Raw genomic sequence first — 13,226 nt, 5'->3', positions numbered from 1 at the left:
GGTACTTCAGGGCCGCTTGGCAGCCGTCACGGCAAGCCCGGTTCGTCCTGGTCGCGGGGGAGGAGCGGGGAGCGGGGGAGGAGCGGCGGGGCCGAGCCGCGACGATCGCACGTCGCTCCTGGTTCCCTCGGCACGGTCCGGCGTGTATGAAGGGCCCGTGGTCCGCTACTCCCCCGCCCGGACGGCGATCCTGCGCCCCCTGATGCTCGTCGCGCTCGGGCTCGGGTCGGCCTGCAGCGGCGCCGCGTCTCCGGCGCCGCCGCTTCCCGGCGGAGGGGCGCCCGCGCCCCTGGCGGCGCCCGCGGCCCCCCGGCCTCAGGCCGCCCCCCCGCAGGAGGCGCCGCCCAGCGTGGCCGAGGCGCAGGCCTTCCTGGCCGGCGTCGACAGGGACCTGCGCAGGCTGCGGCTCCAGGCCGCGCGCGCGGCGTGGGTCAACCAGACCTTCATCACGGACGACACCGACGCGCTCTCCGCCTCCGCCGAGGAGGCGAGCATGGAGTACCTCAACCGCGCGATGAAGGCGGCGAGGCGCTTCGATGGCCTCGCGCTGCCCGCGGAGCTCGCCCGCCAGCTGACGCTCCTCAAGATCTCGACCACCCTGCCGGCGCCGAGCGACCCGGCGGAGCGCGCGGAGCTGGCCGCGCTCTCGGTCGAGATGACGAGCCTCTACGGCAAGGGCAAGTACTGCCCGGAGGGCAAGCCGGGACGCGCCGCGCCAGCGGCGGGCGCGGCGGCGCCGAAGTGCCTCGCGCTCGACGCGCTCTCCAGCATCCTGAAGACCAGCCGCAAGTGGGACGAGCTGCTCGATGCGTGGGCGGGCTGGCACGCGATCGCCCCGCCGCTGCGCCCGAAGTTCGAGCGCTACGTCGCCCTCGGCAACAAGGGGGCCGCGGAGGTCGGCTTCCCGGACGTCGGCGCGCTCTGGCGGGCCGGGTACGACATGCCCCCCGACGCGTTCGAGGGCGAGACCGAGCGGCTCTGGGGCAAGCTGAAGCCGCTCTATGATGAGCTGCACTGCTACGTGCGCGCGAGGCTGCGCGCGATCCACGGGAAGGACAGGATCGGCGACAAGGCCCCGATCCCGGCGCACGTGCTCGGCAACATGTGGGCGCAGGAGTGGTCGAACGTCTACGCGCTCATGGAGCCGTACAAGGGCCAGCCCTCGCTCGACGTGACGCGCAAGATCAAGGCGAAGAAGCTCGACGAGAAGCAGATGGTCTCGTTCGGCGAGCGGTTCTTCACCTCGCTCGGCTTCGACCCGCTGCCGGCGACGTTCTGGGAGCGGTCGCTGCTCAAGAAGCCCGTCGATCGCGAGGTCGTCTGTCACGCGAGCGCGTGGGACGTGGGCGACCGGGACGATCTCCGCATCAAGATGTGCATCGAGCCGACCGAGGAGGATCTCATCACGATCCACCACGAGCTCGGGCACATCTATTACAACCATCAGTATTACAAGCTCCCGATCCTGTTCCAGGCGGGCGCCAACGACGGCTTCCACGAGGGGATCGGGGACACGCTCGCCCTCTCCGTGACGCCGAGCTACCTGAAGACGCTGGGGCTCATCGACAGGGTGCCCGCGGACGACAAGGGGCTCATCAACTTCCTCTTCAAGAAGGCGCTCGACAAGATCGCGTTCCTGCCGTTCGGCAAGCTCATCGACCAGTGGCGGTGGGACGTCTTCTCGGGCAGGACGAAGCCGGCCGACTACAACAAGGCGTGGTGGGCGCTCCGGCTCAAGTACCAGGGCGTCGCGCCGCCCGTGCCGCGCAGCGAGGCCGATTTCGACCCGGGGGCGAAGTTCCACGTCCCGGCGAACGTCCCGTACACGCGGTATTTCCTCGCACACATCTATCAGTTCCAGTTCCACCGGGCGCTCTGCAAGGCGGCCGGGCACACGGGGCCGCTCCATGCGTGCTCGATCCACGGCAGCGAGGCCGCTGGCGAGAAGCTGCGCGCCATGCTGTCGCTCGGCGCGAGCCGCCCGTGGCAGGAGGCGATGCAGGCGATGACGGGCGAGACCGGGGCCGATCCGAGCGCGATGCTGGAGTACTTCGAGCCGCTCAGGAGGTGGCTCAAGGAGCAGAACAAGGGTGAAGTCTGTGGGTGGTAATCGAGCGTAGGTGAGCTGTGCGTGTCTTCGTCGCTGTTGATCCAGGAGCCGAGCTCCTCGCCAAGGTCGGAGAGCTCCTGCGGGAGATCTCGCCCCGGGCCCCGTCCGCCAAGTGGGTGGAGCCTGCCGGGTTGCATATCACGCTCGCCTTCATGGGCGAGATCGGAGAGGAGCGCCTGCCGCTCGTCATCGCGGCGGCCGGGAGCGTCGCCGCCTTCCACAGGCCGCTCAAGTTGAGCATCGAGAAGGGCGGCGCGTTCGGTACGCGGCGCCGCCCGCGCGTGCTCTGGCTCGGCGTGGGCGGCGCGGTCGGCGCCCTCACCGCGATCCACCGCGACCTGGAGCAGACGCTCTCGATGTCGACGGGCTATGTGCCGGAGGACCGGCCGTTCGCGCCGCACCTCACCCTCGCCCGGTCGCGCGACCCGCGCGGCGATCCGGCGCTCGACGCGTGCGCTCAGGCGGTCGGCAACGTCGACTTCGGCGAGACGAGGATCGAGGAGATCATCGTCTACCAGAGCGAGATGACCCCGAAGGGCGCGCGCTACACGGCGCTCGCGCGCGTACCGCTGGAGGGGATCGGCGCCCCGGAGCAGGGGCGCTGAGCTTCGCCCGTCGAGGCGACAGCGTCGCTCTCGAGCTCCTCGGCGCGCGCGCGGCCCGGGCGCCGGCCCGGGCCCGAGGCGCGCCGCCTCCGCGAGCTCGTCAGCGCTTGCGCGGGGCGGGGATGAGCCCGAGGCGCACCGCCTCCTTGTAGGCGAACGAGCGGCTCAGCCCGAGCAGCCGGCCCGCCGTCGCCGCGTTGCCGCCGGCGGCCCGGAAGGCGCGCGCGAACGCCTCGCGACGCGCCCTCTCCAGCGCCTCGACCAGCGGCTCCACCGGCTCCTCCGGCGGCGCGTCCCCGAGCCACAGCGGCGCTCCGGCGGGCTCGACAAGCAGCGCGCCGGGGCGCTCCGGCGCGTCGCCGACGACGGGATCGATGTCCTCGCGCCGCAGCACGAGCTGCCTGCCGGCGGCGCTCTTGCCCTCCGCGATCGTCCGGCGCAGCGCGGCGCGCTGCACGGTGTTCTTCAGCTCGCGGACGTTGCCTGGAAAGGCGCCCTGCGTGAGCGCGAGCAGCGCCGGCCCGGTGAAGTCCACGCGCTCCGCGCCGAGCTCGGCCGCGACCTCCGCGGCGAAGCGCTCCGAGAGCGCCGGGATGTCCTCGCGCCGCTCGCGCAAGGGCGGCACGCAGATCGGGTAGACCCAGAGCCGGTGGAACAGATCGGCGCGGAAGCGACCCTCCGCGACCTCCCGCCGGAGATCGCGGTTCGTGGCCGCGACGACCCGCACCTCGACGCGGCGCGCCCGGTCCTCGCCCACGGGCTGGATCTCCCCCTCCTGCAGCGCGCGCAGGAGCTGCGCCTGCGCCGGGAGCGGGAGCTCGCCGATCTCGTCGAGGAAGAGCGTCCCGCCGTGCGCCGCCTCGAACCGGCCGGCGCGCGCCGCCGTGGCGCCGGTGAAGGCGCCTTTCCTGTGGCCGAAGAGCTCCGACTCGACGAGCTGGGCCGGTATCGCCGCGCAGTTGACGATCACGAGGGCCCGCCCCGCCCGGGGCGACCGCTCGTGCAGCGCGCGGGCGACGAGCTCCTTGCCCACGCCCGTCTCGCCCGTGATGAGCACCGGCCCGGGCAGCGGGGCGAGCATCGCGATCTCGCGCTCGATCCGCTGCATCGCGGCCGACCTGCCGGGCAGCGCCGGGCCCCCGGACGCGCCGCTGAGCGCGAGGCCCGCCTCCGTGGCGAGGGCCGGCGCGGGGCCGGCGTCGAGCCGCAGCGCGCCGGCGCAGAGCCCCGCGAACACGCGCGCGTCCTCGTCGCGCAGGCCGCGGAGGCCGTGGGGATCGCAGGCGTCGAGCGTGAGCAGCCCCGCGAGGCGGCCCTGCACGTGGAGCGGGACCGCCATGCAGGCGTGGATCGGGTTGATCTCGCCGGCGCTGCCGAGCAGCCAGCCGCTGTAGGGGTCCGGCTCGCTCGGGTCGAGGAACCGGATCGGCCCGGCCGCGAGGGCCGCCCTGCGGAGCCGCGGGTGCTCCGCGGGCCGGAAGCTGATCCCGAGGGCGGCCGGCGACAGCCCGATCTGCGCGGCGACGCCGACCGACCCGTCCTCTGCGGCCGTGAGCACCGAGAGCGCGTCTGCCGCCGTCACCTGCGCGAGCGCGCGCAGGATCCGCTGCAGCGCCTCGTCGCGGACGGGCGCTTCGGACAGGCTGAGCACGGCGTCGATCAGGGTCACGGGGTTCCTCGAGGAGACGGATGCCACGGCGGTTTCCTTCCGGAAACCACCGCAGGAGACACCCTGGGGGCCGGCGGCGCAAGCGCGGCTCGGCGCCTTGCGGGCGCGGCGTCGCCGGAGCTGCCGCGCGCGGTCGCGGGCCTGGTTTCCTGGAGGAAACCGTCGCCCGACGCGGCGCGCGCCGGGCGGGCGGGATCGGCGCGATCTGCGGGAGAGACGCTCATGGCACGGCCCGTGCGATGTCCTGTGCGCCGGCGGGGGAGCTGGATGGCGAAGAAAACGGCTGGCGCGCGGGCACCGCGCCCGGCTCGGAGGGTTGTCATGGGATTGAACGTGGGCCTGCTGCGGGAGAGCTTCGAGCTTGTGATCGAGAGGGAGCCCAACCTCACACACCGTTTCTACGGCATCCTGTTCTCGCGGTATCCGCAGGTGAAGCCGCTCTTCGGGCGCAACAGCCAGGACCAACAGGAGAAGATGCTCACGGAGGCGCTCGCCGCGGTCATCGACCGGCTGGAAGACGCGTCCTGGCTCGAGGAGAAGCTCATGGCGATGGGGGCCAAGCACGTCGACTACGGCGTCACGGACGCGATGTACCCCTGGGTCGCCGACGCGCTGATCTCGGCGATGGCCGAGGTCGCCGCCGCCGACTGGACCCCCGAGCACCAGCAGGCCTGGACGGACGCGCTCGGCGCGATCGCCTCGCTCATGCAGCGCGGAGCGAAGACGTACTGCGCCGGCCGACCCGACGCGTCGGTGTCCGCGGCGCAGGTCGGCGGCTAGCGCGCCGATTCGGCAAAGTATCAACGAATTCGCTATATTATGATTTGGCGCGCGCGTCGCGCTCGCCTCTCCGCGCGCCAGGGATCGCTGGCACGCGGAACCAGGGCGACGGCGACGCTGATGCGCTCGCGCTTCGTCTTCGCCTCGAAATAGAAATAGTCGGCCTTCGACTTCATGGCTCCTCCCGCGCGCGCACGTCACGGAGCGTGACGGCGCGCGCGATCGACCACCGCGCCGCTCAGGGGTAGAGCCGCTCGACGCGCCAGCGGTCGCCGTCGCGGAGGTAGAGCACGCGGTCGTGCAGGCGGCTCTCCTGGCCGCGCCAGAACTCGATGCGCTCCGGCACCACGCGGTAGCCGCCCCAGAACGCCGGCCGGGGCACCGGCCGTCCCTCGAAGCGGGCCTCGATCTCGCGCACCCGCGCGACGAGCTCCTCGCGCGAGGGCAGCGGCGCGCTCTGCCGCGACGCCCACGCGCCGATCTGGCTGCCCCGCGGGCGGGTCTCGAAGTAGGCGTCCGACTCTGCGTCGCTGATCCGCTCGATGCTGCCCTCGACGCGGACCTGCTCGGCCGCCTTCGCCCAGTGGATGCACAGCGCGGCGAACGGGTTCGCCGTGAGCTCCAGCGCCTTGCGGCTCTCGTGGTTGGTGAAGAACACGAATCCGCGCTCGTCGATGCCCTTCAGCAGCACCATCCGCGCCGAGGGGCGCCCGGACGCATCCGCCGTGGCCAGCGTCATGGCGGTCGCGTCGGTCGGTTCAGTGGTTTGCCGCTGCTCCAGGAGCTCGCGCGCGAGGGCGAAGGGGTCGGTCGGCTCGTTGGTCATGGTGAAATTGCGGCATGCATATACAGGCAGCGAGCGCGCCTGGCGAACCCGAACGAGCCCTTGGCCCTGCGCGCGCCCTGTCGAGGCGGCGAGGACACAAGGGGCGCGCGTTCTCTCGGCGGCGATGCGCGCGCCCTCGCGGCGAGGAGGGCGTGGAGGCTCTTCCTTCCGGGTTTCCGGGAAAGCTCGCGTTGTCGCGCACTCTCCGTTTTGATACTAGCGAAGACGCAGAGCGAGGACATGCATGGGCGCACCGGTCAGCGAGGGGGACGTCCTCGCGGAGAAATACCAGGTCGAGCGCGTCCTTGGAGAAGGCGGGATGGGCGTGGTGGTCGCCGCCCGCCATCTCCTGCTCGGCGAGCGGGTGGCCATCAAGTTCCTGCTGCCGCAGGCGCTGTCGCGCCCGGAGCTCGTGGCCCGCTTCCTGCGGGAGGGTCAGGCCGCGGCGCGCATCCGGAGCGAGCACGTGACGCGCGTGTACGACGTCGGCAAGCTCGCCGGGGGCGAGCCGTACCTCGTGATGGAGTATCTTGAGGGGATCGACCTCAAGGCGCTGCTGCGCGACCGCGGGCCGCTGCCGGTGGAGCTCGCGTGCGACTACCTGCTGCAGGCGTGCGAGGCGCTGGCGGAGGCGCACGCGCTCGGGATCATCCATCGGGATCTGAAGCCGGGCAATCTGTTCCTGAGCCAGCGGGCGGACGGCAGCCCGCTGATCAAGGTGATCGATTTCGGCATCTCCAAGATGGCCCTGGCGGCGGAGACGACGGCGCCCGAGGTGTCCGACATGACGCAGACATCGACGATGCTGGGCTCTCCGCTTTACATGGCGCCCGAGCAGATGGTCTCCTCGAAGACGGTCGATGCGCGCGCCGACGTCTGGTCGATGGGCGCGATCCTGGTTCAGCTGCTCACGGGCGCCACGCCCTTCCATGGCGAGTCGGTGATGGAGATCTACGACCGCATCCTGGAGGGGCCACCGCAGCTCCGCGGTCTGCGCGCCGACGTGCCCGAGCGCCTCGAATGGGCGGTGCACCGCTGCCTCCAGAGGAATCCTGCCGAGCGATTCGGCAACATCGCCGAGCTCGCCGCGGAGCTCGCCCGGTTCGCGCCGCCGCACGCGCAGCACCTGGCCGAGCGGGCCGCGCGCGTGCTGCGGATCCGCCTCGACGGGCTCGCCGAGGGCGGCGCGGAGGGGCGCCGCGAGCTCGCGTCGCCGCGGCGCCCGCTCTCCACGGCGCCCGGGCCCGCCAGCGCGCCGCCGCAGCCCGGCGGCAGCTCGGGCGGCCGGGGTGCCCCGGCCGGCGCGGCGTGGGGCGGCGCACCCACGGCGGTCCTGACGGACGGCGCGGCCACGGATCGCTCCTGGGGCGGCACACGCGCTTCGTCGGGCAGCGGTCGCACCAGGGCGCGCGCCCTCGGGATCGTGGCGGGCCTCGCCGCGGCGCTCCTGGGCGCTGCGGGGCTCGCGTGGTTCGCGCTCCGCCCCCCCGCGCCGGACGTCGCGCTCGGGGCGCCGGCGCCCTCGGCGTCGCCGGAGACGCCGTCGCGCGACGCGGCGGCGCCTGCGGCGGATCCCACGGCCGGCGGGCTCGCCGAGCTCCCCGACGGCGGCCTTGTGGCGCGACCGGGGGCGAGCGCGACCGTGGTCGTCAGCGCGCTCGGGACGGCGGAGCCGGCGGCGAGCGGGTCCGCGGCGCCCCAGCCGGCCGTGTCAGCGAAGGGGACGCGGCCGCCCGGGCGGCCCTCGCCGCCGCCTCGGCCCACGTCGTCCCGCCCGCGAGACCTGTTTTCCGATCCACGATGACATCACGTGAGCTGAAGAGAGGTCCCGTCTTGCTTTGCCATCGTCGTCACTCGAGCTCCTGTCCTGAGGCTGGCTACCGTGCGGCGGCCTCCAGCGCACCGTTGATCGGGGGCGCGCGCCGTCGGGCGTTCGCGCTCCTGTCGACGCTCGTCGCGCTCACGGCGCTCGCGCCGGCCGCGCGCGCCGCGGAGCCCACCCGGGAGGAGCGCGCCGCCGCGGTCGCGCTGTTCGACGAGGGGCGCGCGCTGATGGCCGCGGGCAAGCACGCCGAGGCCTGCCCGAAGCTCGCCGAGAGCCATCAGATCGACCCGGGCATCGGCACCCTCTTCAACCTCTCCGACTGCTACGAGCGCACGGGCCGGATCGCGACGGCGTGGATCGGCTTCCGCGACGTCGCGGCCGCCTCGCTGTCGGCCGGGCAGGCGGAGCGCGAGCGGGTGGCGCGCGCCCGGGCCGCCGCGCTCGAGCCGCGCGTCTCGCGCCTGCAGATCGTGGTCCCGAAGGAGGCGGCGCTCTCCGGGCTGGAGCTCACGCGGGACGGCATCGCCCTGGGGCGGGCGCTCTGGGGGACGGCGGTGCCGCTCGACCCCGGCGAGCATCGGATCGCCGCCGCGGCGCCCGGGCACGAGCCCTGGGAGACGAAGGTCGTGATCGACAAGCCGGGCGTGGTGAGCGTCACCGTGCCCGCGCTCGAGCGCGCGGCCGAGCCGGACTCCGCCGCGAGATCGAGCGCCACGTCGAGCGTGACGGTCGCGTCGCCGCCTCCGGCCCGTCCGCCGGTGACCGCCTCGCCGCCGCAGGGCGGGAGCATCCGCAGGCCGATCGGCATGGTGGGGGTCGGGCTCGGCGCGGTCGGGCTCGGCGTCGGCACGGTGCTCGGCTTCATGGCCAAGTCGACCTTCGACGAGGCCACCGAGGGCGGCCACTGCGACGAGGAGGGCCGCTGCATCGATCAGACGGGCCTCGATCTCCGCGGCGACGCGGTCAGGACGGGCAACATCGGGACGGTTGTGTTCATCGGGGGAGCGGTCCTCGCGGTCGGGGGGGCGGTCCTCTGGATCACCGCGCCCTCTGCGCCCGACGCCGGGACGGCATCCGCGGGTGGGCGCGGGCGAGCGGGCCACGCTCCCTTTCGCGCGCGCGTCGGCCTCGGCCCCGGGAGCGCGTGGATCGCGGGCACTTTCTGAGCGGAGCGCGAGCCGAGCCGGAGTGGCAGCTTCGTGGCCGTGATTGTGCTCGCGGGCTGCAATGCGATCTTCGGCATCGAGCCGGGTGAGCCGCTCCGATCGGCTCCGGCGCTGCGGGCGGCGGCGCCGGAGGAGCGGCGGCCCCGGTGAGGGGGGCGGCGGCGCCGGCGGTCCAGTCATGCGCTTCGTCGGGCGTGCTCACCCCGGTAAAGCCGTCTCATCGGCGGGGAAGAGGTCCAGTCGGGCGTCAACGTCGCTGTGGACGGCGAGGCATTCGGGAACGCCTGAGTTGTGACGCCCTCGCCAGTTTGATAATTTCGAGCACGAAGGCGAGGACATGCATGGGCGCACCGGTCAGCGAGGGGGACGTCCTCGCGGAGAAATACCAGGTCGAGCGCGTCCTTGGAGAAGGCGGGATGGGCGTGGTGGTCGCCGCCCGCCATCTCCTGCTCGGCGAGCGGGTGGCCATCAAGTTCCTGCTGCCGCAGGCGCTGTCGCGCCCGGAGCTCGTGGCCCGCTTCCTGCGGGAGGGTCAGGCCGCGGCGCGCATCCGGAGCGAGCACGTGACGCGCGTGTACGACGTCGGCAAGCTCGCCGGGGGCGAGCCGTACCTCGTGATGGAGTATCTTGAGGGGATCGACCTCAAGGCGCTGCTGCGCGACCGCGGGCCGCTGCCGGTGGAGCTCGCGTGCGACTACCTGCTGCAGGCGTGCGAGGCGCTGGCGGAGGCGCACGCGCTCGGGATCATCCATCGGGATCTGAAGCCGGGCAATCTGTTCCTGAGCCAACGGGCGGACGGCAGCCCGCTGATCAAGGTGATCGATTTCGGCATCTCCAAGATGGCCCTGGCGGCGGAGACGACGGCGCCCGAGGTGTCCGACATGACGCAGACATCGACGATGCTGGGCTCTCCGCTCTACATGGCGCCCGAGCAGATGGTCTCCTCGAAGACGGTCGATGCGCGCGCCGACGTCTGGTCGATGGGCGCGATCCTGGTACAGCTGCTCACGGGGGCCACGCCCTTCCATGGCGAGTCGGTGATGGAGATCTACGACCGCATCCTGGAGGGGCCGCCGCCGCTCCGCGGTCTGCGCGCCGACGTGCCCGAGCGCCTCGAATGGGCGGTGCACCGCTGCCTCCAGAGGAATCCTGCCGAGCGATTCGGCAACATCGCCGCGCTCGCGGCGGAGCTCGCCCGGTTCGCGCCGCCGCACGCGCAGCACCTGGCCGAGCGGGCGGCGCGCGTGCTGCGGATCCGCCTCGACGGGCTCGCCGAGGGCGGCGCGGAGGGGCGCCGCGAGCTCGCGTCGCCGCGGCGCCCGCTCTCCACGGCGCCCGGGCCCGCCAGCGCGCCGCCGCAGCCCGGCGGCAGCTCGGGCGGCCCCGGCGTGCCGGCCATCTCCGCGTGGTCCGGCGCGCCCGCGGCGCTCGTGGCCGACGGCGCGGCCGCGGATCGCTCCTGGGGCGGCGCACGCGCCTCCGCGAGCCTTGGTCGCACCGGGGCGCGCACGTTCGGGATCGCGGCGGGCCTCGCCGCGGCGCTCCTTGTCGGCGCGGGCTTCGGGTGGGTCGCGCTCCGCCCTTCGGCGCCGGGCACGGAGCTCGGCGCCTCCCTGTCGCCGGAGACGCCGCGGCACGGCGAGGCCGCGCCCGTGACGCTGCCCGGGCCCGAGACCGGCAAGCTCCCGGAGCTGCTCGACGGCGGCCCCGCGCCGGCGCCAGGCGCGCCCGGGGCTTCGCGTGCGCTGCCGCCGGCGAGCGAGCCCACGGCGCGGCCGGCGAGCGCTCCCGCGCCGGTCGTACGGCCGCCGGTGCGGCCTGCGCAGCCGCTGCCTCGGCGCCCGCCGCCCCCTCCACAAGACCTCTTCTCTGATCCGCGATGACTGACGTCCGTTGAGCCTCGGCGGTAGGCCTCGCCGGTGGGGATCCGTGCAGGCGATGATCAGAAGGATGCTGAGCGGGAATATAGCTTGGCCCGACCTCCAAACGGGATTCGTGGCTACCGCTCTGTTTCAAATGTCTGCCTTGGAGAGACATCGGGTGCATCGCCGGAGCGCCTCGGCGCGTGTCAGGCGCATTCCACCTGAATGCCCCGATTGACTCCATGGGCAAGACCATGCCATTCGACAGCGACGAACGGCGGCGAGCGGCCGAGCGGGCCTATCGGCTGCCTTGGCGCCCGCGGGCCATGGCCTCTGCGACTGCAGACCTGGCTCTTTCGCCCGGGCAATAGATCATGTGGGCGCCACGGCGCCTGTCAGGTAGAATGCGTCCCATGACAAAGCAGCGAACGACCTTGGCTTTCTGGATGTCCCTCTCGCTGGTTGGCAGCGCGTGTCTCGCGCTGGGCGCCGGCGCATGCAGCGATGACGGGGCGACCAGCTCCGGCGACACAACGTCCGACCCGGGGAGCCAGGGCTCCACCGGGACGGCGGGGACGGGGGCCGGGAGCGGGACGGGGGCCGGGAGCGGGACGGGGGCCGGGAGCGGGACGGGGGCCGGGAGCGGTTCCGGTGGTGCAGGCGGCAGCACGTCGACGACCGGGAGCACCACGGGACAGGGCGGCGCGGGCGGCGGCGAGCCGCCGGCGTGCGACGCCAGCGCCGCTCCCGACGTCGGGAAGCTGGCGCTCGCTCCCGTCGTCACCGGCCTGGACAAGATGGTTTACGCCGCTCAGCCGAAGGGATCGAGCGACTGGTACCTCGTGCAGCAGACCGGGCAGATCCGCGTGTTCACGGGCGGCGCGCTGCGGCCGGCGGTCTTCCTCGACGTGAGCAAAGACATCCAGCTCCTCAGCGGTTCGTTCGACGACGAGCGCGGGCTCTTCACCATCGCGTTTCCGCCCGACTACGCGACGAGCGGCAAGTTCTACATCATGATGACGCCGACCGCGGGCGCGAGCATGAACCGCGACACGGTGCTCGAGTACCAGCGCTCCGACGACCCTTACGTGGCCAACCCGACGCCCACGAAGACGATCCTGCAGCTCGACAGCTCCATGGTGAACCACAACGGCGGCCATATCGCGTTCGGGCCCGACGGCATGCTCTACGTCGGCACGGGCGACGGAGGCGGTTCCTGCAACAGCGACAAGCCCGGGACACCGCAGGACCCGAGCTCGCCGTTCGGCAAGATCCTGCGCCTCGATCCGAACGCTCCCGCGCCGTACGCCGCGGCCGGAAATCCCTTCCCGGGCGACGGCGCGCGGACCTGGCATTACGGCATGCGCAATCCGTGGCGCTTCGGCTTCGATCGCGCGACGGGCGACCTCTACATCGGCGACGTCGGCCAGAATGATTACGAGGAGGTCGACTTCGCTCCCGCGGGCGTGTCGGGGCTGAACTTCGGCTGGGCGAAGCACGAGGGCGACCACGCGGATACCTGCCCCGGACGCAACCTGCGTGAGGGCACGACGCACACGCGGCCCATCGTCGACATGGACCGGCGGCGGAGCGCGACGGGGCCGTTCCGCGATTACGTATCGGTCATCGGCGGCTTCGTGTACCGGGGCAGCGAGGTGCCGCAGCTCAAGGGTGTGTACCTGTTCGGCGACTACACCGGAGCGCGCATGGGCGCGCTCGTCCAGTGCGGGGACAAGACGTCGCCCCTCACGCTCCTCAACAAGAACCCCGATCCGAACACGCCCAACGCTCCGGCGTTCACGCGCCAGGGCGGCCTGCCGGCGTTCCAGGCGCTCACCGCGATCGTCGAGGACAACGCCGGCGAGCTCTACTTCGTGGCGAACCGCAACAGCCTCGTGAAGATCGTCCCCGGGACGTGAGCGAGCGCGCAGGGCGCCGGATAGCCGGCGCCTCGCGCCCTGCCTCCAGCGCGCGCCCGCCTGTGCGCGCACATCCCGGCGCGCGCGTCGATGCGCGTCCGCTTCGCATCACCGCAGCAACCCTCCATTGCCGCAGCAACCGTCGTGCCGCGTCCGCTCGCCGCGGGCGCAGCGCCCCCCTTCCGAGCGCCCAGCGAATGTGCTTCGCTTGCGCCGCTCATTCAGGAGGAGCCCCATGAAGAATGTCTTGACCGTGCTTGTGGCGCTCGGCGCCGTGTGTCTCATCGGCTGCGAGGACAAGCACCAGCAGGCGACGCCCGAGCCGGCGAAGGCCGCGACCACGGCCGAGCCGGTGAAGCCCGCGCCCAAGGCGGCCGAGCCCGCGCAGACGGCGCCGGCCGAGACCGCCAAGCCGGCGAGCACCGGCGGCTGGTGATCGGCGCGGCGGCTCGGCCCGCTGCCCC

The 13,226-nt window shown here is 73.1% G+C and carries 11 protein-coding genes; 8 read left to right on the top strand and 3 right to left on the bottom strand.

The window, feature by feature from the left end:
- Window positions 1-202 precede the first annotated feature (202 nt).
- Window positions 203-2,110 carry a M2 family metallopeptidase gene (locus WMF28_RS25490; protein ID WP_437604310.1) on the top strand — a complete coding sequence of 636 codons (1,908 nt, stop codon included), beginning with the start codon at window positions 203-205 and terminating at the stop codon, window positions 2,108-2,110.
- A 17-nt stretch (window positions 2,111-2,127) separates the two neighbouring features.
- Entirely contained in the window at window positions 2,128-2,715 is a 588-nt protein-coding gene (thpR, locus tag WMF28_RS25485; RefSeq protein WP_437595911.1) for an RNA 2',3'-cyclic phosphodiesterase, read from the top strand.
- A 100-nt stretch (window positions 2,716-2,815) separates the two neighbouring features.
- On the opposite strand, the gene WMF28_RS25480 is transcribed toward thpR, so the two are convergent.
- Window positions 2,816-4,411: a sigma 54-interacting transcriptional regulator gene (locus WMF28_RS25480; RefSeq protein ID WP_437595910.1), complete on the bottom strand. Its 1,596-nt coding sequence runs from the start codon at window positions 4,409-4,411 to the stop codon at window positions 2,816-2,818.
- Between the two features lie 294 nt (window positions 4,412-4,705).
- Between WMF28_RS25480 and WMF28_RS25475 the strand changes: the two genes are divergently transcribed.
- Window positions 4,706-5,164: a globin domain-containing protein gene (locus WMF28_RS25475; RefSeq protein ID WP_437595909.1), complete on the top strand. Its 459-nt coding sequence runs from the start codon at window positions 4,706-4,708 to the stop codon at window positions 5,162-5,164.
- Window positions 5,165-5,196: 32 nt separating this feature from the next.
- Here WMF28_RS25475 and WMF28_RS25470 read toward each other — a convergent pair whose 3' ends face one another.
- Both WMF28_RS25470 and pdxH read right to left on the bottom strand, forming a co-directional pair.
- Window positions 5,197-5,340, bottom strand: a complete 144-nt coding sequence (locus tag WMF28_RS25470; RefSeq protein ID WP_437595908.1) for a hypothetical protein — start codon at window positions 5,338-5,340, stop codon at window positions 5,197-5,199.
- 62 nt (window positions 5,341-5,402) lie between these two features.
- Entirely contained in the window at window positions 5,403-5,990 is a 588-nt protein-coding gene (gene pdxH / locus WMF28_RS25465; RefSeq protein ID WP_437595907.1) for a pyridoxamine 5'-phosphate oxidase, read from the bottom strand.
- Between the two features lie 244 nt (window positions 5,991-6,234).
- On the opposite strand from pdxH, the gene WMF28_RS25460 reads away from it, so the two are divergent.
- The 5 genes from WMF28_RS25460 to WMF28_RS25440 all read left to right on the top strand — a co-directional run bounded on the left by WMF28_RS25460 (window position 6,235) and on the right by WMF28_RS25440 (window position 13,198).
- Entirely contained in the window at window positions 6,235-7,794 is a 1,560-nt protein-coding gene (locus tag WMF28_RS25460) for a serine/threonine-protein kinase (RefSeq protein ID WP_437595906.1), read from the top strand.
- A gap of 101 nt (window positions 7,795-7,895) precedes the next feature.
- Window positions 7,896-8,981: a tetratricopeptide repeat protein gene (locus tag WMF28_RS25455; RefSeq protein ID WP_437595905.1), complete on the top strand. Its 1,086-nt coding sequence runs from the start codon at window positions 7,896-7,898 to the stop codon at window positions 8,979-8,981.
- A gap of 341 nt (window positions 8,982-9,322) precedes the next feature.
- The gene (locus tag WMF28_RS25450) at window positions 9,323-10,864 is read left to right on the top strand and encodes a serine/threonine-protein kinase (RefSeq protein ID WP_437595904.1); all 1,542 of its coding nucleotides are present in this window, start codon (window positions 9,323-9,325) and stop codon (window positions 10,862-10,864) included.
- Window positions 10,865-11,256: 392 nt separating this feature from the next.
- Window positions 11,257-12,762 (top strand): PQQ-dependent sugar dehydrogenase, encoded by a 1,506-nt coding sequence (locus WMF28_RS25445; protein ID WP_437595902.1) that lies wholly within the window; start codon window positions 11,257-11,259, stop codon window positions 12,760-12,762.
- A gap of 235 nt (window positions 12,763-12,997) precedes the next feature.
- Entirely contained in the window at window positions 12,998-13,198 is a 201-nt protein-coding gene (locus WMF28_RS25440; protein ID WP_437595901.1) for a hypothetical protein, read from the top strand.
- The last annotated feature ends 28 nt before the right edge of the window (window positions 13,199-13,226 follow it).

Origin of the sequence: Sorangium sp. So ce590 (assembly GCF_051521365.1) — a bacterium.
GTDB lineage: Bacteria > Myxococcota_A > Polyangia > Polyangiales > Polyangiaceae > Sorangium.
Note: the sequence above shows the minus strand (reverse complement) of the source record. Positions and strands in the feature narration are given on the sequence as shown.